The sequence below is a fragment of the Mycoplasma anseris ATCC 49234 genome (assembly GCF_000702805.1).
In the GTDB taxonomy this organism is placed as follows: Bacteria; Bacillota_I; Bacilli_A; order Mycoplasmatales; family Metamycoplasmataceae; genus Metamycoplasma; species Metamycoplasma anseris.
In genome coordinates this window covers 20531-46858 of record NZ_JNJX01000008.1, presented here as the reverse complement: position 1 = coordinate 46858, position 26328 = coordinate 20531, and the positions used below count along the sequence as shown (strand labels likewise).

The window sequence follows — 26328 nt, the reverse complement described above, 5'->3', positions numbered from 1 at the left end:
GATTTGACGAATATATGTTTGAATCAATTGTTGACAAGAAATATGTTGATCCAAAATATTTAAAAGGTTTAGAAGAAGAGCCTATCGAAATCGAACCTTGAGATCCAATTGCTTAAAAATTCAATAAACAGGGTGAAGTCCTTGTTTTTTATTTTAAAGTTATAATCATGTATTTTGTATAGAAATAATAATACCTCCCCCTTTTTTATTTACTTTTTTAAAACTAAAAATTATTATTTTTTTCTGTAATTGATATTGCTCTTTACAAAAAAAAAAAAAAACTGGCCTTTCTTGTTAAAATTGTATAAAAAAGCACTTAAAATAAGTAATTTTTAAGTATGTGAGGTTTTATGAGCAATAGAAAGAAAAATAAAATATCGTGAGGAACAATATTATCAGCAGCTGCTGTTTGTGAGTTATCTTTGATTCCTTTAGCAATGACAAAGCAAAGTGAAAAAAAGAACAAGAAAGATTGAATTAATCAATTAAATAAACAAAAAGAAAAAATCAATGAATTAATAAACAAAATGGATCCTAACACTGAATCTAATCGAATTACTGAATTGGAAACGGCTAAAAATCAAATTGATCAAGCTTTAAATAAAAAGGATACCACTACTACTGAATTAGAAAAAGTAGACAAAGAAGTAAGCAATAAAATTGAAAAAATCATTAATACTAAAAAAGCAGAAGACCAAGTGCTTCTTGTTAAATTTGATTCTTTAGTTAATGATGTTGATGCTTTTAAAAATACTTTAAATCTCCAAACTCAAGCAAATTTTGTTAATAGATCACAAACTTTAATTGATAATATCCAAAATTTTATCGATCCTTATAAAAACAAAGAACTTTTAAGTAAAGCTGACAAAGAATTAATTCATCAAAAATATGATGAGTTTGTAAAAAATTTTAATGACTTAAAATATCAAGCTTCTAAAACTGAGTTAGAAGACAAAATTGCAAAATTAGAAAAAGAAACAAAAAATAATGGTTCAGAAGACAATAATGGTTCAAGCGGAAATTCAACAACTGATTCAACAATTACTAATAAAGTGATTGAAGAATTAGAAAATTTAAAACAAGACAAAGACAAATTACCAGACAATAACAATTCTGGTAATAAAGAAACTGAAAACAAAACTACTGAATTAAATAACAAGGCTGATAAATTGCTTGCTTTATTAGAATTAGAAAAAGCATATAAACAAAATAACAAGAATTTAGAAACTCTTCAAACAAGCCAAGAAATAGATCCTTTAAGTCCATCTGATAAGGCAGTTTTTGACCAATTTTATCATGATGCTAAAAATGCTTGCTTAGATAACTTAAATGATATTACTGTCGAAGACATCAATAAACAAGTCAAGAATTATCAAGCCAAAGTCGATCAAAAAATTAAGGATCTAAAAACCAATAAGCAAACCAAAACCGATTTATCAATCTTAATTGAAAAAGCTAACGAATTAAATAACAAAATTACTGGTGATCCAATTTTTGTCAAAGACAAACCAAGATTAGAAGTAACTTTAAATGAAGCAAAAAAAGCCTTAGAATCAAAAGATAAAGATCAAATGATAAATAAGAAAGATCAGCTAGAAACCATTTATAATGAAATTAAAACCAAATATGATCAAGAAAAAACGCAAGCAGTTTCTAATTTAACTACTGATAAAACTGATCTTCAAGATTTAATTAATAAACTTAATTCAACTACCGATCAAACCCAAATTGATGAATTAAACAAATTGATAAAAGAAGTTGATCAGGCCTTAAATGATTCAACTAAAACCATTACCGATTTAAAAGATCTAGATAAAAAAGTTGATGATAAAATCAAAGAAATCAGTGAGGAAAAAACTAATAGCATTAAAGAGTCAATGAGCCAAGCTATTGCTAATGTTATTAAATGAAAAGATAAATATATTACAAATGACAATAAATGAGCAAATCAAAATGAAAAATTAGACAATATTATTAATGAATCCAAAAATGCTAATGGTGGCAATGATATAACATTAATTAATAAAAAAATGAATGACTTAAAAACGGATTTTGATTTAATTAAAAATGAATATGATAGTAAAAGAAATGAAGCAATTAATTCATTAAAAGCAATTCTAGGCTCATTAAACAACAAAGCTGAAGAAATTAAAAACAATCCTAAATATGTTGATCAATATAATCAATTAAAAACGGCAATTAATTCAGTGGATGAAGAAATTTTAAACACTGAAACAATTCCAAATATCGAAAACAAAAAGCAAGAATTAAAGAAAGTTTTAAAACAAGTTAATAACGATATTGGTGCTAGTGTTGAAGATTTAAAAAATGAATTAACAAACAAGAAAAATGAATTAGAAGCTTTGAAAAATAACCCCGCAAATAACAAATCAGAAAAACAATATAATAAAATAATTGATTCAAAAATTGCAGAAATTGAAGATTATTTAAACAATACTACTGATTTTAATAAAGAAGATTTAAATAACAAAATTAATAATGCTGATAAATTGTTAGACTCACATGTTGACGATCTTTCAAAATACAAGGAATTATCATCATTAGAAACATTTATCTCTGCTTCAAAAGTAAAATTATATGAAACAAAAAATCATCCAAAATTAGCAATTGCTAAGGCAAACTTTGATGAAAAAATTAATGATATTAGAGATTATTTCAACAAAGCATTAGCTTGACAAGAAAATAATGATAAATCAATTTTAGCTTTACTTGAAAAAACTAAATCCGCATTGGCTGAAGCTAATACTGAGTTTGATGAAATTGTAAGCCAACATGAAGATGCTTATAATAATTTAAATAATTTTATTAAAGATAATTTAACAACTTTTATTACTTCAATTCAAAATCAAAATCAATATAAAACTATCTATGACAATTTAGTTTCAGAAAAATTAAAAGCAGAAAACTTATTGGAAAAAGGTTCAAATGAACAATTAATTGAAAAATTTAACTACTTAAGCAATGAATTAATAAAAGCTAAAGAACAAAAACATCAAATTGATTTGACAAATGCAAAAGCAGCTCTAAATTCATCAATTGCTATGATAAAAGATTTAGATGACAAAAAAGTCAATGAATCATTAACCACTAAAATCGAAAATTTAGTGTCTCATGGCAATAGTATTGAGCAACAATTATCAAATATTAATGATTTAAACGTTTTAAATGATTACAAAAAGACAATTGATGAGCAAGTGTCTTCAATTAATCAAGAATATGAACAATATTTAGCTTCTTTAAAAGAAGAATCCAAATCTTTAGTTTCTGAATCAGAAGATTTAAAAATTAGTAATATTCAAATTCACCCAATGTTTGCTCAAGAAAACACAAACTTGAATAATGCTTTGGTAGCATTAAAACAAGTATTGGAAACTAATGATCCAGTTGCAATTAAAAAAGCTAAAGAAAACTTAAATAATGTTTATGCTTCAATATTAGAAAAATATGAAGCTAAAAGATCTGAAGATTTAGCCAAATTAAAAACAAATACTAATATTGTTGATGAAATATTAACAAAACTATCTCCCGAAGATTATTCTCAAGATATTTTAGTTTTCCAAGATCTAAAATCAAAATTAGAACAATATCAATATGATCCAAATAGAAATTTAGTTGATTTAGAAAATCTTGAGCGTGAAAGCAATATCAAAATCCAAGCAATCATAAGAGAAAAACGTAAAAAAAATGAAAATTATTTCACCACTTTATCTAATTTAGCTAATCTAGTTTTAATGGATTCGTCATTTATTCCAAAATATGAACACAGCGAATCATTAAAAATTAAAAAAGAAGCTGAAAAACAAGAACTAAAAAATGAAATTCTACAGTTTAAAAAAGAATATGAAGCTATTAATATTTTAAGTACTGAAGAAGAAAACACTTTAGCAAACAAATTAAATGAATACCTAACAAGAATACATGAATTTAAATTATCTTATTTAAGAGAAATGTATTTAGACAAAAAACATGAATTAACAAACTTAATTGAAGATTATAGAGATAACATGGCCTATAATCATGACAATCTTATAAATGAAAGTTATGAAAATTCAAAAGATATTATCGAATTAACTAGTCAAATTAATAATATTGGTGATGTAATCATTTCTGAAACAACATACATTAAAGAAATAACTAAAGCAAAAGCTGAAATAAAAGAAATTCTTGAAAATTACTCTTCAATACTATACCCAGAGCCAAAAAACGACATAGAAATCATATTTAACAATTCAATTAATAAAAAAATTGAGAAATTGAGATTATTCGCAAATTCTCCATTTACAGATGGAGTTTATTATCAAGGTTATGAATTCTATCAACGTAATTTAGGTATAGCAAAAAGCGAAATTGAATTCATTAAAATAAGACAAACTCTAAAACAAGAAAGCATGGAAACATTTATCAGACTAGACAATGAGACTGAAAAAACAAGAAAATATTTAACTGAAAATTCCCAATATTCTAATTTGACAGAATGAAGAGAATTAGATGAATTTGTTAATAGAAATAATGTTTATAATTCAGCAATTTCAATCCTTGAAGATATCAAGAAAGCTTTAGGAAATGAATACTTTTATGAGATTACAGGCTATATTCCTTCATCAAACAACCATTATAGTTGAGATAAACTTCAAGAATGTATAGCAATTCTTGAAACAAAAACCAAAGCCTTAAGACAAGCAATAGCAAATCAGGCATAACATTAGTATTGATTAACATTTAATTAAAAGGCATTACCATAAAGGTATTGTCTTTTAATTAATATTAAAACTTTTTAATGTGATAGAATTTAAAAATTAAAGGAGAATTATGAGAACAATTAGTTTAAATTTATTAAATAAAATGGAAGAAGAATACAATAAAAATGCACTTAATTCAGTAGTAGAAAATGCAATTTTTAAAAATGGAATTAGGGATTCTTCTATTAATAATGAAGTTGTAAAAAAACACAATTTTATGTTTTCAGTTGAAACTAAGATTGGTTCAATTACCAATCAAAAATCATCAGGCAGATGTTGAATTTTTGCTGCCCTAAATGAAGTTAGAGTAAGTATAATGCAAGAATTAAATCTTGAAAGTTTAGAATTATCACAAAACTACGTTCATTTTTTTGACAAATTAGAAAAAGTTAATTTTTATTTAGATTATGTAATTGAAGAAGGATTAGAAGTTGATAATGAAGATCGTTTATTTAGAATGATGAATGAACGTCCTGTTCAAGATGGTGGATATTGAGAATTTTTTAGCAATGTTGTTAAAAAATATGGTGTTTGTCCAAAACAAGCAATGAATGAATCATTCCACAGCGAAGCAACTAATGTTTTATTAGAACAATTAAATTGAAGATTAAAGGCATATACTTCAAGAATGAGAGCTTCATGACAACAAAATCATGATTTGAAATTAGTCGAATCATTAAGAGAACAAGCCTTAATTGATACTTACAATATTTTGGTAAAAACCCTAGGTAAACCTCCAAAATCATTTGATTTTGAATACATGGATAAGGATAAAAAATTCCAAAGATTAAGCAACATTACTCCACAACAATTTTATGAAAAATATGCTCAGAAACATATTGAAGATAGAATCGATATTGTAGTTGATCCAAGAGAAGAACATCCAAAAAATACCTTATTAACAATGAATTATTTAAAAAATAGAACTGATGAAAAACCAGTTAAAATGTTAAATGTTTCAATGAAAGAAATGAAAAATGCAATTATTAGCCAATTAAAAGATGGTGAAACAGTTTGATTTGGTTGTGATGTTGGAACAATGTCAAATAGCGCTTTAGGAATAATGGATCCTGAATTATATAACTATGATTTAACCTTAACAAAAACTCCAGAATTCAGTAAAAGAGAAAGATTTGAATCAAGAGCTTCATTATTAAGCCATGCTATGAACTTTGTTGGAGTTAATTTAGATGAAAATGGTAATCCTATTTCTTGAAAAGTAGAAAATTCTTGAGGAGACAATGTTGGTAAAAAAGGAATTTTTTCAATGAGCGATAAATGATTTGATGAATTTAACTATATGGCTATTGTTCATAAGAAATATTTATCAAAAGAAGCATTATCAGGATTAGAAAAACCAGAAATTGAACTTTCTCCATTTGATCCATTAGTTTAAGAAAAAAGTTAGAAAAAAAGCTAACTTTTTTTGTTTTTTAACAAAAACAAACAAAAAAAAGTTTATTTTTTGGCATTTTGAAATATTAAAACGATTATTTTTTATAATTTTAAATATTTATAGCAATAAAAGAGGATTTATGATCGGAATTGATTTAACAAGAATATCAAGGTTTAAGAAAATGAAGAATTCTACGATAAACAAATTCTTATCGCCTAATGAAAAAGTAGAGTTTGAAACGTTAGAAGAAGATAAGAGACCGAATTTCTTGGCAACAAGATGAGCTTTAAAGGAAGCAATTTTTAAAGCTGATAATCAATACCAAAACTTTAATCAAATTGATATTTTTAAATCTGAAGTTGGTCGGTATTCTTTTTTGGATTTTGAATTATCAACTTCAAATGAAGATGATTATGTAATTGCCATTGCTAAAAAATAATAAGGAGTTTAGAAATGAAATTAAGAACTAGAAAATTTTGAAATATTTTACCATTAGCTTGTTTATATTGAAATTTACAAGACAAAGCAAGAAGACATAAAAGAATGCCAGAATATTATTCAAAGGCTGAACGAAATGAAACTGTTCAAAGAAGATTTGCTAAAATGCTTAAATATTTAGGAATTGAATTAGATGTTAAAGGATTTGATAATGTTCCAAATACTTCATGTTTAATTATTCCTAATCATTCAACATATTTAGATGCTTTAATTATGGATGTTGCTTTATATAACAGGGGTAATAAAGAAGCAAAGAGTAAAACAGTAAATTTCATTGCAAATAGTGCTGTTCAAGACAAAAAAGGTGTTGCCTTAGTTGCTTCCTTAATTGATACTTTTTATTTAGATATGAAAAAACCAAGAGAAATGGTAAATACATTATATGAATTTGGTAAATTTGTCAAAATAAATAATTCATGTGGTGTTATTTTTGCTGAAGGAACAAGAACAAAAACTGGAAAATTAAATGATTTTAAAGCTGGTGCTTTTAAAATTGCACAAGATTGTTATTTACCAATTGTGCCAGTTACAATTAATAATGCTGCCAATGCTTTAGATAATAATCGAGAAGGCAAATTAAAAATAGAAGTTATTTTCCATCCAGTTTTAAAACCGCAAAGTTTTAGCGCCATTTCTTCAAGTGATTTGGCTTCTCAGGTTCAAAACATTATTGCTTCTTCATATGTTGATCAAGTTATCACATCAAAAGAAACAATTAAGAATACTTATACAAAAAGCGCTCACAAAAAATAAAAGAAGTTAGTTATGGAAGAATTCAAAAAACCCATTGTAAAAGAAATTTCAATTTCAAATGTTCCAAATGAAGAAGATAAGACTACTTTTTTAAATGGAGAAAAACACATTTTTAAATTAAAAAATTTTGATGGACCACTTGATTTGCTAGTAAGTTTAATTAAAGAAAAAAATATTGACATTTTTGAAGTTGATTTAGCAGAATTAGCAACTCAATATTTAGACATTATTAAAAGTTTAGAAGCCTATGAATTCGATATTGCTTCAGAATATTTAGTAATGGCTGCTACATTATTACAATTAAAAGCAAGAATGGTCTTACAAGATCCGGAAGCTGAAGAAGAAATTAAAGAAGAAAAAAAGAGATTATTGGAGCAAATTGCTGAATATGAAAAATTCAAAGAAATTTCAATTATTTTAAAACAACAAGAAGAAAAAAGGAAGAATTATTTTGAAAAGCAACCAGAAGATACTTCAGGTTTTGAAAAAGAATTTGATAACACTATTTTAGATGGGCATGCAAATAGTTCTAGATTAGTGGTTACTTTAAGAAAAATGTTTGAAAGAACTTATGCTGAATTAATCAGAAATATTACTATTTCAACAATCGCTGTTAGCCCAGAAGAACAAAAGAAAAGGATTTTAAAATTATTTAAGAATCAAAATGAAGTTGCGTTTAAGGAAATTTTTAATGTTCCAACAATGGGTCATTTTGTAATCACGCTTTTAGCCATTTTAGATTTATCTAGACAACAAATTATTGTTATGGAACAGTTAGAAGATGAAGGACTAATTAAATTCTATAAAGGAGTAGAATATGAAGAATAAAATTATTGAAGCCCTATTATTTATTCAAGGTAGCGAAGGACTTTCAAGTGAACAGGCTAAAGACATTTTTAAAACAAACACCGTTCAAGAAGCAAGACGTGTTTTAAAAGATTTTCAAAAGTATTTTAATGATTTGGATCGTGGAATTAAAGTTCATGAATTTAATGATGTTTTTAAATTTTTGACCATTGAATCAGTAAAAGACTATATTTCTGAAATGGTAACAATCACTAGAAAACAACATTTATCAAATGCATCAATTGAAGTAGCTGGTATTGTTGCATATAAACAGCCTGTTACTCGTTCAATGATTTCTAACATTAGAGGTGTAGTTAGCGATAATATTGTAGCTAATTTATTAGCAAAAGGAATTATTGAGGAAGTTGGTGTTGCCTCTACTCCTGGAAATCCAATTCTTTATGGAATTACTAATAAGTTTTATGATTATTTTAAAATTAAAACATTGGCTGAATTACCACCATTTCCTGAATTCAATCGTTATAACAACGAAGAAATGGATGAAGAAGAATTCAATTTATTTGACTCACAAAGACATGAAGAAATTAATGAAGCAGACGTTTTATTAACCACAGAAGGCGAAGATGATTAATTTTAAAACTAAAAAAGATGATGTTGGGAGAACACTATTTAAATATTTGGTTAAAGTTTTAGATAACGTCCCAATTTCAAGAATTGAAAAAATCTTTCGCCAAAAAGATTTAAAGATAAATAATCAAAGAATTAATGATAAGCAATATAAAATTCAATTAAATGATGAAATAACCGTTTACGGTATTGAAAATGCAATTAAGCCATTTGAAAGAAAAACTGCGAACATTAATTTTAAATTAGTGTTTGAAGATAAAAATTTATTGATTGTTGATAAGCCAATTAATGTGGCAATGCATTCTGAAGAAAACTGTTTAGACGATCAAATTTTAAAATATTTAAATTATAAAAAAACTAGTTCATTTAGACCAGCTTCAATTGGTAGAATTGATAAAAAAACTAGTGGTTTAGTAGTTTATGCCAAAAACTATAAAACCCTAGTTGAATTTGAAGAAAAACAAAATTTATTTGAAAAAGTTTATCAATTTGTTTCTGATTTTAATAAACCAAAAACTGATATTACTGTTAGATTAAAAAAAGATATTGACAATGAAAAAATGGTTGTTGATCCTAATTTTGGAGTAAAAGCAAGAACAATTTTTTGAACTGAAAATAATAAGCATTTTGCCCAAATTATAACAGGAAAAAAACACCAAATTAGAGCAACCTTGGAATATTTAAACTTTCCAATTTTAGGTGATTTAAAATATGGTGGAAAATGAGCAAGAAGAATGTTTTTACATTCATATTCAGTCAAATTCCATGGTTTAAGTGAGGAATTTCAAGAATATAATAACCAAATTTTTATAGTACCTCCAAAATGATAGGATTATTATGAATGAAGAAAGAATTAAAAAATTAGCAAGTGATTTATTATTTGAACCTAATGAAGAAGTTGTGTTATTAACCAAGCAATTATTGGCAAATATCGATCATGAATTAGAGGAATTAGATCAATTGGATTTAACCGGAATTAAACCAATGACACATATAAATGAGCGAGCAATTGATTTTGCTTTATTAAGAGAAGATGAGCCTGATTTGCAATATGTTATCAAAAAAGATGATTTATTAAATAATGCTAGTGATCATGATCAAGATTTTGTTATTATGAAGAAGGTAATTTAATGAAAAATCCAGGTAATTTAAAACAAGCAATCATTGAATTGAAAAATGATCAAAACAATGCAGTTGCTCATTTATTTGAAAATGCTAAATTAAATTCTCAAGGCGAATTATCAAATTGTGTTTTTACCATTAAAGATAATTATGCTGATACCGATGTATATGCTAAGGCTTCTTCATTAATCTTAAATAATTTCAAACCCCAATATAAAGCAACTATTGTTAAATTATTAGAAGAACAAGGTGCAACATGTGTAGCAAGAACCCATTTAGATGAATTTGGATTAGGTGGTAGTGGTGAATATTCTGCCTTTGGTTTGATTAGGAATCCAATAAATCCAGAATATTTAGTTGGTGGTTCTTCTTCAGGAGCCGCTGCTACATTTAGCCAAAACATTAGTTTTGCAATTGGTTCAGATACAGGGGATTCTGTAAGGAAACCAGCTTCTAATATTGGCAAAGTTGGTTTTAAACCTAGTTATGGTGCAATTAGTAGATATGGGTTATTTGCTTTTGCTTCATCATTGGATACAGTTGCTTATTTTACTCATAACGTTGCAGATAGTATTAAATTATCAAGTTGTTTATATAAACAAGATCTAGAACATGATTTAACAAGCGTTGATTTAGCTTTTGATTATAAAAACATAATAGAAAGAAAACCCAAAAAAGTTATTTATTTTAAAACTGATAATTTTATTAATAATGAAGTTAAACAACGTTATGATCAATTAATTAACAAATTGAAAAATGAAGGCATTGATGTGGTTGAAGTAGTGCCAGATCCAAAAATCATTACTGCAATTGATGTTGTTTATAAAATTATTTCATTTTCTGAAGCATCTTCTAATTTAGCAAATTTAGTTGGTACTAATTTTGGAACAAGAATTGAAAAAGAAAATTGAGTTGATACTTATATTGCTACTCGTTCATCAGGATTAGGAAAAATGGTTCAGTCTCGTTTAATTTTAGGTTCTTTATTTTTAGAACAAGAAAACCAAATTAAATATTTTGTTAAAGCCAAAAAAATGCGCAGATATATTGTTAATTATTTTAAAGAAATTCATCGTCAATGTGATTTATTGATTTTTCCTGCTTCAAATGATTGTGCCCCTAAATTTAATGAAGTTACAACTAAATCAATTTGAGATTTTATTTTAACTGGTGCCAATTTATCAGGTAATCCTTCTATGACAATAAAATTAGGCAATAAATCCAATTCTAATATGCCATTTAATCTTGCCTTAGAAACCGATTTATATCAAGATCAATCTTTATTTAGCTATGCTCTTTATATTGAGAAAATAATAGGAGGTTTAAATGAATAGTGATTGGGAAATGGTCATTGGGATTGAAATTCATTTAGAATTAAATACAAAAACTAAAATGTTTTCACCGGCGCCAAATACTTATAATGCTAAAGAAAATACTTGTGTTTCTAATATTGATTTAGCTTATCCTGGGACTTTACCTTTAATCAATTCTCAAGCAATTATTAAAGGAATAAAATTAGCTAAAGCTTTACATATGGAAATAGATCATGAAATTCATTTTGATCGAAAAAATTATTTCTATCCTGATTTAAACAAAGGATATCAAATTACTCAACAATTTCGACCAATTGGCAAAAATGGCTCAATTAAAATAAAAGTCAAAGATCAATGAAAAGAAGTGTTAATTGAACGTATTCATTTAGAAGAGGATACTGCTAAATCAGTTCATGAAAATGGCAAAACATATTTAAATCAAAATCGTGCCGGAGTCCCTTTAATTGAAATTGTTTCTAATCCAGTTATTCATTCAGCTGAAGAAGCGATTGCATATGTTGAAGCAATTCGTCAGACGGCTTTAGCCTTGAATATTTCTGAAGCTAAAATGAATGAAGGTAGTTTAAGAACAGATGTAAATATTTCAGTAAGAAAAAAGAATACCACCGCATTAAATACAAGAGTTGAAATTAAAAACCTAAATTCATTATCAAATATTGAAAAAGCCATTCAATCCGAATTTAATTATCAAGTTAATGCTTATTTAAATCATGAGACATTTGAACAAACAACTAAACGTTTTGATGAAGCAACTGAACAAACAATTGTAATGCGTTCAAAAGCAGATAGTATTGATTATAAATATTTCCCTGATCCAAATTTACCTTTTGTAAGGTTATCTAATGAATTAATTGATTCAGTTTCAATTGAAGAAATTCCTTATGAAAAAGAAATTAGATATCAACAAAACGGTTTAAATAATGTTCAAATTTCACAATTATTAAACAATATTGATTATGCAAATTATTTAGACCAAATTGCTTATGAAGATTTAAAAAAATCAGCTAATATTTTCTTTGCTGAAATTGTGACTTTTTTAAATAAAAATAATATTGCAATTAATGAATTTTGGTTAAGTCCAAAAGAAGCGAAGGAATTAATTACTTTGTTAGTTCAACAAAAAATTAATAAAACAAGCATTGCTACATTAATTGAATTAAAAAAATCAACAAAAGAAAGTATTTTTGAATTGGCTAACAAACATAATTTAATTATTGAACAAATAAAAATTTCATTAGAAGAAATTATAGAAAAAGTTTTAGAGGAAAATTTAGGGTTAAAAGACCAATTTACAACTAATTTTGATAAGGCTTCAAAATTCATGTTAGGTCAAGTTATGAAAAAAACAATGGGTAAAGCAAATGTTGCTGAATTAAACAAAATATTAAAGGATAAATTTAATTAATGGGATTTAGAAAAAAGAAAGATAAATTAAAAACAGGTTGACAAGCTCGGGTGATTAGAAATAATGAGCCAAAAAAAGAAAACATAAAAAACGATCAAGTAATTGCCAATAAAAGACGTTCTAACATTTTTGAAAAAATTTTTAAATGAATTATTTATGGAATTTTGTTTTTAGCTATTCCAAGATATTTAAAAAGTTCTAAAGTCAAAGGTAAAGAAATCGTTGATGATGCTTATCAAAAAATAAATTCAAATGAATTTGCTTTTATTCCAGCTGGATATGCAATGTATTTATTTTTATCATTTATTCCAATTGCTTGTTTATTTGTAGCAATTATAGGACCTATTAGTGAACATTATGACATTGTGTTAAGATATGTCATTTTAGGAAGAATTATTCCTGGAGTTCAAACAACATTACCTAATATGGCTACCATTTGAAAAGGGGCTGGTGGAATTATTGCTTTCATTTTATTTGCTGTTTCAATTATTTGATTAGCAAGTAAAGGATATGCAAAATTTGCTTATTCAATCGATGCTTTATATGAACACAAAACTCCTAGAAGAATGTGAATGTATCGCTTAAAAGGTGTTGTTATTAGTATTATTTTGACTTTTGGTTTAACTTTAATGCTTTTGGGTTTCACTGCTTTTATGACATTTTTAATTGAAAGCAGTGAATTCGGTGTATTTCCTTCTGAAATAACCAGCGATTTTACAATTAAAAATTTAGAGTTGAAGACCGAATTTTGATTGATTTATTATTTTACTATCATTTTATTATTACCATTTTTCACTTATATTGGATTTCTAATCTTCTTTAAGTGAGCACCAAGTTTTAAATTGAAATTAAATCATGCCCATCCTGGCGCAATGATTTCTGCTATTCCTACATCAATATTTATATTAATATTTGGGTCATTAGCTTCAATTATTCCTTATAATAAATATGGACCTATTGCATCATTTATGTACATTATCTTATTAATGTCAGTTATGTCTTATTTCATTTATACAGGCTTAATTGTAAATGCAAGTTTCCATAAAATATTCATAAACCAACCCACTATTGCTAAAACATGATTTTTCAAAAACAAAACTAAAAATAGTTTTTATAAAAAATATAATACAGAAAATTATTCTTCAGAAGATTAGAAAGGAAAAACAATATGGACATTAAAATACCTGGTGGTATAAAACACTATGTAAGATGAGTAAGATCACAAACTGGATTAGGATACCGTAGATGGAATTCAAAAAGAATTGCCTTTGTTGGTGTTTTAATTGCTATATCAGTAGTTTTCTTTATTATTTCTGTACGTATTTTGCCGATTAGTGCTTTACCAAGCATCAAATTCAGTTTTATTGGACTACCAATAAAAATTACTGGTTTCATTTTTGGTCCAATTGTTGGAATTATAACTGGAGTATTAGCTGATTTAATTTCGTTTGCTTTAGTACCTACTTATTATCATTTTCTTTATACTTTAGCTGTGGCTGTTGCTGGGTTTATTCCAGGTATTTGTGCCTATTATTTCTTTAACGTTAATGAAATTTTCTTCTCAAGAAAATATAAGATTTTCAAATATAAACAAATAGTTGATTTTTTCAAAAGACAATATGATGAAGCTTTATTTAAAAACATTCCTGAAGATATGCAATATTTTTCTGAAAAAATTGCTTTCTATGAAGTGAAGATTATTATTTTAGAAGCAAAATCGAAACCAACTGCCATGATTAATTTTTCTTTTGTTTCTACATTAGTAATATTAGGATTACAAGTACTTATCATTATTGCAATTTTTTCTGGATTGGATAATAGTATTTTTGAACATAATCGTTTTATTAAAAATAAATTATTTTACATTGTTTTAACTGTTTCTGGTTTTATTTTGATGTCCGCTGTGATTATTGTTTATCGTCTATTTTTAAGAAGCAAATATCAAACATTTATTGAAGTAATGGCCATTGTAAGCATGTGCGCCATTTTAGAATTAGTTAATGTTGTATTGCTTTCTTGAGCTGACACTGCCGCTTTAAAAACTGATTTTTGAGTTAACCTAACTGGTCAAACTTTAACTAGTCCAATTAAAATATTCTTTAATTTAGGTATCATTTTGGCAACATATAAAATTGTTGCTCCATTAGTAAAATCAAAAGAAGAAAGCAGATTTTAATGTCAAAAAAGCAAATTACTTCATTAAGAGTTTCAAATTTAAAAAGAATTAAAGAATATGAATCAGGTTTCAAAACATATATCAACAATTTAAGTTTTATTGCTGAACAAAATGACATTGTCGGTTTTTTAGGATCCGATATTGAAACTAAAGAGATGATTTTTGATTTACTTACTAAAAATCATAAGAGTTTGAAAAAATATCAGGGCTATATTGAATTTAAATCAGACAACAATTATCATTTAACCTATCAAAATCAAGCATTTAACCAAAACCTTGGTTATGGTTTTGATCGTTGATTTTTAAACAAAAACTTAAATCATAATGCTTATACATATATTAAAAATTATTTGATTTCAAGTCATTTATTGGAAACATTAATTACTAATTTTATTAAATCATGAAGAAATACATTCGAGGATTTTAGCGTTTATTTAAATTATCGTTTTTCCTTAATTTTTCTAGATCTACAAAAATCAAATCAAGCCATTTTTAATGACATTATTAATTTTTTTAGAGAAATCGATGTTGAAAATGTTAACTCTTTAAAGGTAGTACAAAAAGTCGAATTAATTGAAAAAATTTACATGCATTTAAGAAAAATGATTGATTCATTTCAAAAACATGAATTTCAATTAATTAGTTTAGTAAAAAATACCAATGAAAAGAAATTGCTGGACGAATCATTTTTAAATACTAGAGAGTTTCAAAGAACAAAATCTGAATTTGAAGACTTAAAAGAAAAATATTTAAACATTTTTGACTGAAAAAAAGAACAAAAAGATTACGAGAATAAAAAAATATTTGAAATAAAAAAGGATCGTTTTGTTATTTTAGATGAAATAAAAAGAGTATTAAAAAAGACCAAACATGATTTAATTCAACAAAATAAATTTTATAAAGAGCAATTAAAACATAATTTAAAAAATTCTTCATTTATTCATTATTATAAAAACTTTGCAACCAACAAAAAAATTATTGAATTTTTAAGAAAAAATACCAAAGGTTTAGCTTGATTAAGACATGAACATTTATTCACATTATACAACGATATTAGTCAAATTTCTAACACTATTCATTCAGAAGCAAGTTTAATTAGCACTAAATTATCTAAAAAAGATATTGCTAAAAACATTAACAAAATCATTAATTATAATTTTCTTTTAAGTTCAAATTATTTAATTGACCAAATTGCAAATGAAAAAAGCAAATTTAAACAAAGTCTAATTAATTTAGAAAAAACAAAGAAGCTTGATATTTCAATGCGAGAAGCAATCGGGATTGATCGTTATAAAACAGCTTTAGAAGATTTTGATAATGCTCAACATGAATATATTTGAAATTGCAATACTATTGAAAACAAATATAAAAAAGAAGCACAATCAGCATTTTTAGAAGGCTATGCTTTAAGAAAACAAAACTTAAAACCATTTAAAGAACTATTAGGAATTTTAAAAGATTTTTTTAATGAATTTAGTTTAGAAAGATTGATTGCATCCATTAAATTAAATAAATATAAATATGATCTAAAAGAAATTAATTCTCGTTATGAATTAATTATTCAAATTTCAAGTATTTTAAAAAGACAATCTAAAGATTTTCTTCAAATTGCCAATATGTTTAGCAAAAAAACTCATGCTAAATCCCCAATTGTTAGAAAATTTATTATCAAAACATGTGTTTATGATATTTTTAAAAACGCCAACGTTAATTTAGAAAAAATGGAATATCCAATTTCTAATTTAACTGAACAAGAGCAAACTAATGTTGAAATTCAAAAGATTTTATTTAATAAGCCAAGCTTAGTAATTATTGGTAATAACATCAAGAAATTAACAATTTCTAAACAATATGAAATTCTAAATGCTTTTAATAAATATATTTTTGATAAAAAAGGGATTGGATTATACTTTTTAAGCGATTATAAATTAGCGGGACAAGTTACTAATGATTTATTTATTATCAATAATTCTAAAGTGATTGAAGAAGGTAAAACCTTGCAAATTATTAACAATCCAATTAACCCTATTGTCAAAAAAGCATTAGATAAATTTGATGATAAAACCAAAGAAAATTATTTAGACTATATCAATTACATTGATAATTTTGAAAACTTGTTTAAATATAAAATTGATACTGAGCATTATGTTTGATGTACTTTATCAGAATTGATCAAATGAATTGATAAAGATAATTTGAAAAACGAAGATCTAGCAAAACAATTCTTTTATGAAAAAGAAGCAACAACTAATCAACAAAAAAATGTTATTGACAAATTAAATTTTGAAGAAACAATGATTTTTGAAATTGATAATGATTTAAACAAACCAATAAAAAGGAGAGAAAAAATGGATAAAAGTTTTAATCATAAGTTAGTAGAAAAAGATAGAAATGTGAAATGAAAGAAAGCCAAATTCTTTATGAAGCATGATGAATCTAAAAGACCTTTTACAATAATTTTACCTCCTCCTAATGTTACTGGTAAATTGCATATTGGTCATGCCTTAGATACTTATATTCAAGATGCCATTATAAGATATAAAAAATTGCAAGGTTTTGATGTAATGTGAGTAGCTGGTAAAGATCATGCCGGAATTGCTACTCAAGCAGTTGTTGAAAAAAGATTAGCTTTAGAAGGCAAAAATAAATATGAATTAGGCAGAGATAACTTTATAAAAGAAATTTGAAAATGGAAAGATGAATATTCAAATAACATTTCAAAGCAATGAGATAAATTAGGTTTGGCATTAGATTTAGATAATGAACGATTCACATTAGATAAGGACACTAATGAAGCTGTTTTAAAAGTATTTATCGACTTATATAATGATGGTTTAATTTATCGTGATTCTAAACCAATTAACTGAGATCCTAAATTACAAACCGCTTTATCAAACATTGAAGTTATAACTAAACAAACTGCTCAAAAAATGTATTACATTAAATATCCTTTAAAAGATAGTCAAGAATATTTAACTATTGCTACAACTAGAATTGAAACTTTATTTAGTGATGTTGCTGTGGCGATTAACCCTAAGGATACTAGAGCAAGACAACTTTATAATAAAATCATTGTTCATCCTTTAACCAAAAAAGAAATCCCAGTTATTACTTCTGATTTAATTGATTTGGAATTTGGAACCGGTTTAATGAAAGTTTCAGCCCATGCTATTGATGATATCGAAATTATTAAGGCTAATGGTTTAGAAATTATTGAATGTATTGGTAAAGATGGATTATTAAACGAAAACGCCATGGAATTTAAAGGATTAGATCGACAATCAGCAAGAATTGAAATTGCAAAAAAATTAACAAACGAGAATTTATTAATCAAAGTAGAAGAAACAACTTCAAATGTAGGTTATAGTGAACGTTCAAATGAAGCAATTGAAATTTTGGTTCAACCACAATGATTTGTGAAAATGAATACTTTAGCTAACCGTTTATTAAAACATTTTAATTCGAATGAAGGTGTTAAATTTATTCCTGATCGTTTCTCAAACGATTTAACTAGATGAATGAAAGATACTTATGATTGAACCATTAGTCGTCAAATTTGATGAGGTCATCGAATTCCAGCTTGATATAAAGATGATGAAATAAAAGTTCAAATCGAAAATCCAGGTGAAGGTTGAATTCAAGATCCAGATGTACTTGATACTTGATTTTCTTCTGCTTTAAGCCCATTTGCCTTTTTAGGATGGCCACAAACTAATCAGAAGATTGCACGTTATTTCCCAACTGATGTTTTAGTTACTGGATATGACATTATTTTCTTTTGAGTAGCAAGAATGTATTTCCAAAGTTTATATTTTATGAATGATAAACCTTTTAAAGAAGTTTTAATTCATGGCTTGGTTAGAGATGCTCAAGGAAGAAAAATGTCTAAATCATTAGGAAACGGAATTGACCCAATTCAAGTTATTGAAGAATATGGTTCAGATGTTTTAAGAATGTCATTAATCTTTAATTGTTCTCCAGGACAAGATATTAATTATGGAGATGATAAAATCCAAACAGCAAGATTATTTATTAATAAATTCTGAAACATTGCTAGATATATTAAATCAATTAAAACTAATAAAACAAACATTATTGACGCAAATAATTTAGATATCTTTGATAATTGAATTTTAACTAAATTTAATCAATTAAAAACACAAATTGATGAAGCAATGGCAAAATATGAATTTAGCTTGATTTTCAAATATGTTCAAGATTTCATAGTGAACGCTTTATCAAGTTGATATTTAGAATTCATGAAATACAAAAAGACTAACCACTTTATTCATTTATTATTCAGGGAATTATTAATCACCTTACATCCATTTATGCCTTTTTTAACTGATTATTTATTCGAACAAATGTATAGCGAGGAATTATTAGAATCTTGAAGTTCACCTTTAAAAATCACTGAAAATCATAATGAAAATAAAGTTGAATCATTAATTGAAATCATTACTACTTTAAGAAAACATCGTGAAGATAAGAAAATCTCTAAATCAGAAACTTTATATTTTGAAGCCTTAAATATTGATTTAGATAAACATGATTTAGAAATTATTAATAAATTAGCAAATTACGCTATTAAGCAGAATAATGATTTAAACATCAAGTTGTCAAATGATGTACAAATTAATATTTTGCTTTCTAAAGAACAAAAAGAACAAGAAATTAATGAATTATTAAAATTAATTGAAACAACTAAGCAAGAAATTGCTTTCAACAAAAAAATGTTAGATAATCCAAGTTTTGTTTCTAAAGCTCCTAAAGAAACTGTTAAAGAAAAGCAAGCAAAATTAGCAATGCATGAAGGTAATTTAGCCTTCTATGAACAAGAATTAACTAATAAACAAGCTAAAATGTAAAAATAAAGAAGACCATTGATTTAAAAGATCGTTGGTCTTTTATTGTGCAATTGAAATTCTAATTTTATTTATTAAATTTTTATTTAATAAATTGTTTTGGATATAATAAGTTTAATTAGGTAAGGAAATTTATGTCAAAAATAACAAATGGTCAATTTTTTACAGAAAGAAATGTTTTTGAAAATAATAAAATCTTTTTTGATTTTATGAACAAAAATGATTTATGGAATAAAAAAATTTTAGAACCTTTTGCGGGTTCAAATAATTTAATTCATTTTTTATTGAAATACAATCAAAATTTAAAATATGAGTCATATGATATTGATTCACAAAACAAAGAAGTCAAACAAAATGATAGTATTCAAAATTGAATATATGAAAACTTTGATTTAGTGGTTACAAATCCTCCTTATTTATCAAAACATTCAGCTAGAAGAATGAAATTAAATGTTGATTTTCAAAATTATGATGACTTATATAAATTATCTTTAGATAGATGTATTAGTAATGTTCGTTTTACAATTGCTATTATTCCTACAACCTTAATTAATAGTAATCGTAAAGAAGATCGAAAATTAATTAATAAACTTGTCATTTTTCAATTATTGCCAAATAAACAAAATTTTAGTGATACTGAACACCCTGTCGCTTTAGCTTACTTTGATCATCAAAAACAAGACGAAGACTTTTTAATATATGAAGATAATAAATTAATTGGTAGTTTTAATTATTTATTAGATTTAGAAAATACCATTCTTAAGCCCCAAAATGATTTACATGTTGCTTTTAATATTGTTGGTGGAAATCTTTGCATAAATGCAAGTGATAATACAAAAGATAAGGAAAATATTAAATTTTATTTAGCCAATTGAAAAGAAGATTCTCAGGTTAAAATAACAGACCGCCATAAGGTCAAATTAATGGTTAAAGATTTAGAAATAAACCATCAAATCCTAAATAAATTGAATAATAAAATTAATGAATTAAGAAAAAATAATTGTGATTATCTGTGAAGTTCTTTTAAAGGGGTTTCTGAAACTGGGAATTATAGAAAAAGAATTGATTTTAAGACAATTAAAAAGATCATTAATACTATTTAATGATCTTTATTTAATGATCTTTTTTACTTTATTAATCAATGATTCTAAATTTAAAATAATTGCCTTCGGTTTAATTTTCTTTAGATCATTAATTTTATCTTCAGTATAATAATTTCCATCTAAGCAAAATCAAACATGTGGTTCTGTTACTTTATTTAATTGTCTCAATTGATAAATAACATCATTATATTGATTATCTTGTGCACCACCTAATTCATCAGTGTATTTGTTTACAATATAGTATTTTTGTTTTTAATTGTAATAACAAAATCAAGCGATTTTAACTCTTTGGGTTTATTAATTGGGTTTTGTAAAATGTTGCCATTTATTAAGTAATAAGCTTTTTTGCCATGAGTGCTTAGTTTTTCAATATTGAATCCCTCTTTTTCGACTTCTTCTTTAAAAATTCTTTCATAAATGTTTTGACGTTTCGGATCTTTCATAAAAAATGTTAAAAGCAGTTCATCTCCATTTAACAATAATTCTTCGATAATTGATTTATATTTAGTATCTAAAGAAGTTCTATTGATAGTTTTTTCAATCTTTTCTTTTAATCAATTAGGTAAACCTTCTTGTTTAATTTTTTCTTTAAGGTTTTGTCTTTCATATTTTCATATGATTTTTATGATTTCTTCATATCTATTCATATTAAATTGATTTTAGCATTTTTAAATAGAAAAAAACAAAAACTAAAAATCTTTTATAATAATAAGCATGAATAATAATTATGAAGCCAAAGATCTTCAAGTTTTAAAAGGACTTGATGCCGTTAGAAAAAGACCAGGAATGTATATTGGTTCAACTGATATAAATGGTTTACATCACTTAGTTTGAGAAATTGTTGATAATGCCTTAGATGAAGCTTTAGCAGGTTTTGCTAATGAAATTAAAGTTATTGTTAAACAAGATGGTTCAATCATTATTGAAGATAATGGTCGAGGAATTCCAGTTGATAAACATAGTTCAGGCAAAACTGGGGTTGAATTAGTTTTCACTGAACTACATGCTGGTGGTAAATTTAATGAAGGAGTTTATAAAACTAGTGGCGGATTACATGGGGTTGGTTCTTCTGTAGTTAACGCTTTAAGTACTAAATTAGAAGCAACTGTTTATCGTGATCGAATTGAATATTTTACTGCCTTTGAACAAGATACCATTATTCAAAGAACAACCAAAGTTGGTACCACATCAAAACACGGAACAAAAGTACAATTTTGACCAGATGGCAATATTTTTAAAAAGACAAAATTTTCAAGTGAGATTATTAAAGAAAAATTACGTGAATCAAGTTTTTTAATTCCTAATTTAAAAATTCATTTTGAATCAGAATTTACTAAAGAAAAGGTTATTTTTGAAACTAATGAAGGTATAAAAGAATATATTGAATTTGTTGGTCAAGGGAAAACCTTTATCAGCGATGTTTTCTTTATTAAGGGAAACGCTAAAACCATTGATATAGACATTGCCTTAGTTTATACTGATAATTACAATGAAACAATTTATAGTTTTGTTAATAATGTTAAAACAAGAGATGGTGGTACTCATGAAATTGCTTTTAAAACTGCTTTAACCAAAACTATTAATGAATATGCTATTTCTAAAAATTTATTAAAAGGAAAAAACTCATTTGATGGCAATGATGTTAGAGAAGGTTTAATTGCAATTGTTTCTTTAAAAGTACCGGAATCAATTTTAGAATTTGTGGGGCAAACAAAAGATAAATTAGGAACTCCAGAAGCAAGAGAAGCTGTTGAAGATTTTTTTGGTGAGCAATTTAAGTTTTATTTAAATGAAAACAAATTAGAAGCTGACAAAATTATTAGTAGAATCAAAAAAGCATATGATGCTAGAATTGCAGCAAGAAATGCTAGAAATGAAAGTAGAAAAGTAAAAAGTAAATTAGAAAACAAAAAAATTCTTTCAGGCAAATTGACCCCAGCTCAATCTAAAAACCCAAAAGTTAAAGAATTATTCTTAGTCGAAGGGGATTCTGCTGGTGGATCAGCTAAATTAGGTAGAGACCGCGTTACACAAGCTATTTTACCTTTAAGAGGAAAAGTAATTAATACTGCTAAAGCTAAATTAAGCGATGTATTGGCTAATGAAGAAATTTCCACCATTATTAACACTATTGGAGCAGGAATTGGTTCTGATTTTAATTTAAAAAATGCTCAATACAGTAAGATCATTATTATGACCGATGCCGATACTGATGGAGCACATATTCAAGTGCTATTGTTAACCTTCTTTTATCGTTATATGAAGAAACTAATTGATGAAGGAATGGTTTATATTGCCTTACCACCTTTATATAAATTTAGTGTAAAGAGCAATAAAGGTCAAGATTATTATGTTTGAGAAGAATATGAATTAAAAGAATTGATGAATAAATATTCAAACTATGAAATTCAAAGATACAAAGGGCTGGGAGAAATGAACGCTGATCAGCTTTGAGAAACTACAATGAATCCCAAAACTCGTTCAATTATTAGAGTAAATATTAATGATGAAATTTTAACTGAAAGAAACGTAAGCACATTAATGAGTGATGATATTAGTGGTAGAAAAGAATGAATTAACAAATATGTTGATTTTAGTTCGGATGATGATTTCCAAATTGAAATTAAAAAATAAGGGGGTGCTCAATGTCTAAGATTCGTAAAGAAGAAATCGATCAAGTAATTGAAACGATCATTGATAAAAATATGATTGATATTATGAGTGATCGTTTTGGCAAATATTCAAAATATATTATTCAACAAAGAGCCATTCCTGATGCAAGAGATGGTTTAAAACCAGTTCAAAGAAGAATCTTGTTTTCAATGTGAAATTTGAAGCTAAAAAATAATCAACCATTTAAAAAATCAGCTAGAATCGTTGGAGATGTTATTGGTAGATACCACCCTCATGGTGATTCTTCAATTTATGAAGCCTTAGTTAGAATGTGTCAAGAATGAAAAAGTAATTACCCTTTAATTCAGATGCATGGAAATAAAGGTTCTATTGATGATGATCCAGCTGCGGCAATGCGTTATACTGAATCAAGATTAGAAAGTATTTCTGAATTATTATTACAAGATTTGGATCGAAAAGTAGTTTCAATGATCCCTAATTTTGATGATACTGAATATGAACCAATTGTCTTACCTTCTTTAATTCCTAATTTATTAATTAACGGGGCAAAAGGAATTGCTGCTGGTTTTGCTACTGAAATTCCTCCTCATAACTTAAATGAAGTCATTGATGCTACTATTCATTTAATTAAAAAACCAACCTCAAAAGAAGAAGAACTTTTAAATATTGTAAAAGGACCAGATTTTCCAACAGGGGGATTAGTACATAATTTAGAAGGTATTCAAGATGCGTTTTTAAAAGGGCAAGGAAAAATTTATATTTCTTCTAAATATAAATATATTTATGATACTAAAGACGAATCTAAAATTATTGGGGTAGAAATTTATGAGATTCCATTTGGAGTAATAAAATCAAAATTAGTGGCAGATATTGACACTTTAATTGTGAATAAAACAATTAATGGTATAAAAGAAATTAGAGACCAAACAAATCGTGAAGGAATTTCAATTTATTTAGAATTCAATGATGATGCCAATGTTAAGGCAATTATGACTTATTTATTAACTAAAACTGATTTAAGAATTTCTTATAACTACAATATGGTTGCCATTGATGAAAACGCCCCTAAATTAATGAGTTTATACATGTTAATTAATACTTATTTAAATCATTTAAAAGATGTAAATATAAAAGGTATTATTTATGATTTAAACAAACATCAATTAAGACTAGAAATCGTTTTAGGTTTTATTAAAGTTGCTGAAATTAGTGATCAAGTTATTAAGGTTATTAAAGATAGTGATAATTCGAAAAAGGGTGTTATTGAAGCATTAGAAAAAACATTCGGATTTAGTAATTTACAAGCAACAGCAATTGCTGAATTAAGATTATATAAATTATCAAGAATGGATCAAATCGAATATATTAATGAGTCTAAGGAATTAGAAGAAAAAATTAATTATTGTAATTTATTACTAAATGATTCTAAAGAGTTTGATAAATTTATTATTCTTCAATTAGAAGAAATAAAGAAGAAATACGGCAGACCAAGATTAACCGTTATTAGTGAAGAAGAAATGAAAACCGAAATAAATACTAAATTATTAGCTAAAAATGAAGATTTTTATTTCTTTATTTCTCAAGAAGGATATTTTAAAAGAATTAGTCAAAAGGCTTATTCTTCAAATGAGTTAAATACTTATAAATTAAAAGATGGTGATTCATTATTATATTTTGATAAGGTAAATTCATTATCAAAATTAATCTTTTTTACTAGTTTAGGTAATTTCTTTGTATTAGATGCTCATAATATTAAAGATAGCTCTTGAAAAGATTTAGGTACACACATTTCTAATATTGTGGCTTTGGAAAACAATGAAAAAATTATCCGGATAATTGAAGCTTCTTCATTTGATAGTTATGTTTCAATTTTATTAGTATCAAAAAAAGGAATGGCCAAACGGGTTGCCATTAATGAATTTGATTCTAAATCAATTGCTAGAAAAAGAAGATGTATCAAATTGAAAAAAGATGATGAATTATTGGATGCCAAAATTACAAATAAAGAAAAAATGCTATTGGTATTGATTACTGGGGGATTATATTTCTTATTAAAAGATCACAGTGATGTTCCGATTTATAGTCTAACTGCTAGTGGTATTAAATTGCTTTATAAATTAGACAAGGATCAAGAAGTGGAAGGTTTTGTTCCAATTATGTATGGCAATAAGGTATTAATGTTAACTGATAAAGGACAATTTAAATTAACTAGATGTGAAGAAGATTGACAATTCCCTTCAAGAATGAGCAGGGGCAAGAAATTCTTTGATCCTTTAAAATCAGTTAAATCAAAAATTGTATCCATGGAAATTTGAACCAAAGAATTACAACATTTTTATACAAATAAAAACAATGAATTGAAACAATATGAATTAAAAAATATTGAATTAAGTAAAATTGGTGATCCAATTAGTCGAACTAGATTACAAGATCCTTTAAATGCAGGAAAAATAATTCAACCCTTAACAATTAATCAGTTATTAATTGAATCAGAAGAAGAACGAAAAGCCATTAGGCAAAACCAAAACTTTGATAAAACAATGAGTATTGAAGCAAGTTTATTTAGACGCCATTATATATATGATGATGATTTCTATAATGAACAAATTGAAGAAGAAAAAGAACAACCAGAACCAATCGCTTTATTTGAAGAAACAAATGATTTTATTTTAAATGAAGAAAAAGTCTTAAAAACTCCAAATCAAAATAAAGCAACAAAAGAAAGCGTTTCTAATAAATTAAAAGAAATGGATAAAATTGATATTGATGGTTTATTTAATAAGATTAATGAGCTAAAGAAAAAATAGTTTATAATATTAAAATATTATTTGATCAAACAATATAACAA

General features: G+C 25.8%; 18 protein-coding genes. 16 read left to right on the top strand and 2 right to left on the bottom strand.

The window, feature by feature from the left end; all coding sequences use genetic code 4:
• Positions 1 to 350: 350 nt before the first annotated feature.
• From T401_RS06970 to T401_RS06950, 14 genes are all read left to right on the top strand, one after another.
• Positions 351 to 4721, top strand: a complete 4371-nt coding sequence (locus tag T401_RS06970) for a coiled-coil domain-containing protein (RefSeq protein WP_033178906.1) — start codon at positions 351 to 353, stop codon at positions 4719 to 4721.
• Positions 4722 to 4830: 109 nt separating this feature from the next.
• On the top strand, positions 4831 to 6156 hold the full coding sequence (locus tag T401_RS0102435; RefSeq protein WP_033178905.1) for a C1 family peptidase: 1326 nt from the start codon (positions 4831 to 4833) through the stop codon (positions 6154 to 6156).
• A gap of 139 nt (positions 6157 to 6295) precedes the next feature.
• Positions 6296 to 6595 (top strand): 4'-phosphopantetheinyl transferase superfamily protein, encoded by a 300-nt coding sequence (locus T401_RS06965; RefSeq protein WP_033178904.1) that lies wholly within the window; start codon positions 6296 to 6298, stop codon positions 6593 to 6595.
• A gap of 14 nt (positions 6596 to 6609) precedes the next feature.
• A complete protein-coding gene (locus T401_RS0102425) occupies positions 6610 to 7407 on the top strand; it encodes a lysophospholipid acyltransferase family protein (RefSeq protein WP_033178903.1) in 798 nt (265 codons plus the stop codon).
• A gap of 12 nt (positions 7408 to 7419) precedes the next feature.
• Positions 7420 to 8235 carry a segregation/condensation protein A gene (locus T401_RS0102420; RefSeq protein ID WP_033178902.1) on the top strand — a complete coding sequence of 272 codons (816 nt, stop codon included), beginning with the start codon at positions 7420 to 7422 and terminating at the stop codon, positions 8233 to 8235.
• Positions 8225 to 8845: an SMC-Scp complex subunit ScpB gene (scpB, locus tag T401_RS0102415; protein WP_033178901.1), complete on the top strand. Its 621-nt coding sequence runs from the start codon at positions 8225 to 8227 to the stop codon at positions 8843 to 8845. The genes T401_RS0102420 and scpB overlap by 11 nt, the downstream gene beginning before the upstream one ends.
• Complete coding sequence (locus tag T401_RS06960) at positions 8838 to 9671, top strand: RluA family pseudouridine synthase (RefSeq protein WP_033178900.1); 834 nt, start codon at positions 8838 to 8840, stop codon at positions 9669 to 9671. Before scpB ends, T401_RS06960 begins: the two co-directional genes overlap by 8 nt.
• A 7-nt stretch (positions 9672 to 9678) precedes the next feature.
• Positions 9679 to 9972, top strand: a complete 294-nt coding sequence (locus tag T401_RS0102405; RefSeq protein WP_033178899.1) for an Asp-tRNA(Asn)/Glu-tRNA(Gln) amidotransferase subunit GatC — start codon at positions 9679 to 9681, stop codon at positions 9970 to 9972.
• On the top strand, positions 9972 to 11297 hold the full coding sequence (locus T401_RS0102400) for an amidase family protein (protein WP_033178898.1): 1326 nt from the start codon (positions 9972 to 9974) through the stop codon (positions 11295 to 11297). The genes T401_RS0102405 and T401_RS0102400 overlap by 1 nt, the downstream gene beginning before the upstream one ends.
• On the top strand, positions 11290 to 12702 hold the full coding sequence (gatB, locus tag T401_RS0102395) for an Asp-tRNA(Asn)/Glu-tRNA(Gln) amidotransferase subunit GatB (protein ID WP_033178897.1): 1413 nt from the start codon (positions 11290 to 11292) through the stop codon (positions 12700 to 12702). Before T401_RS0102400 ends, gatB begins: the two co-directional genes overlap by 8 nt.
• On the top strand, positions 12702 to 13856 hold the full coding sequence (locus tag T401_RS06955) for a YihY/virulence factor BrkB family protein (RefSeq protein WP_052169666.1): 1155 nt from the start codon (positions 12702 to 12704) through the stop codon (positions 13854 to 13856). Before gatB ends, T401_RS06955 begins: the two co-directional genes overlap by 1 nt.
• A gap of 14 nt (positions 13857 to 13870) precedes the next feature.
• Positions 13871 to 14878, top strand: coding sequence for a hypothetical protein (locus T401_RS0102385; RefSeq protein ID WP_033178896.1), 1008 nt, complete (start codon positions 13871 to 13873; stop codon positions 14876 to 14878).
• Complete coding sequence (locus T401_RS05270) at positions 14878 to 19746, top strand: valine--tRNA ligase (protein ID WP_274541138.1); 4869 nt, start codon at positions 14878 to 14880, stop codon at positions 19744 to 19746. The genes T401_RS0102385 and T401_RS05270 overlap by 1 nt, the downstream gene beginning before the upstream one ends.
• A gap of 131 nt (positions 19747 to 19877) precedes the next feature.
• The gene (locus T401_RS06950) at positions 19878 to 20846 is read left to right on the top strand and encodes an Eco57I restriction-modification methylase domain-containing protein (RefSeq protein ID WP_033178895.1); all 969 of its coding nucleotides are present in this window, start codon (positions 19878 to 19880) and stop codon (positions 20844 to 20846) included.
• Between the two features lie 6 nt (positions 20847 to 20852).
• On the opposite strand, the gene T401_RS06945 is transcribed toward T401_RS06950, so the two are convergent.
• Complete coding sequence (locus tag T401_RS06945; protein WP_156935658.1) at positions 20853 to 21014, bottom strand: hypothetical protein; 162 nt, start codon at positions 21012 to 21014, stop codon at positions 20853 to 20855.
• A 62-nt stretch (positions 21015 to 21076) separates the two neighbouring features.
• Positions 21077 to 21493, bottom strand: a complete 417-nt coding sequence (locus T401_RS06940) for a hypothetical protein (protein WP_033178894.1) — start codon at positions 21491 to 21493, stop codon at positions 21077 to 21079.
• A 67-nt stretch (positions 21494 to 21560) separates the two neighbouring features.
• On the opposite strand from T401_RS06940, the gene parE reads away from it, so the two are divergent.
• Both parE and T401_RS06935 read left to right on the top strand, forming a co-directional pair.
• Positions 21561 to 23480, top strand: a complete 1920-nt coding sequence (gene parE, locus T401_RS0102365; protein WP_033178893.1) for a DNA topoisomerase IV subunit B — start codon at positions 21561 to 21563, stop codon at positions 23478 to 23480.
• A gap of 71 nt (positions 23481 to 23551) precedes the next feature.
• On the top strand, positions 23552 to 26287 hold the full coding sequence (locus T401_RS06935) for a DNA topoisomerase (ATP-hydrolyzing) (RefSeq protein ID WP_443093636.1): 2736 nt from the start codon (positions 23552 to 23554) through the stop codon (positions 26285 to 26287).
• The last annotated feature ends 41 nt before the right edge of the window (positions 26288 to 26328 follow it).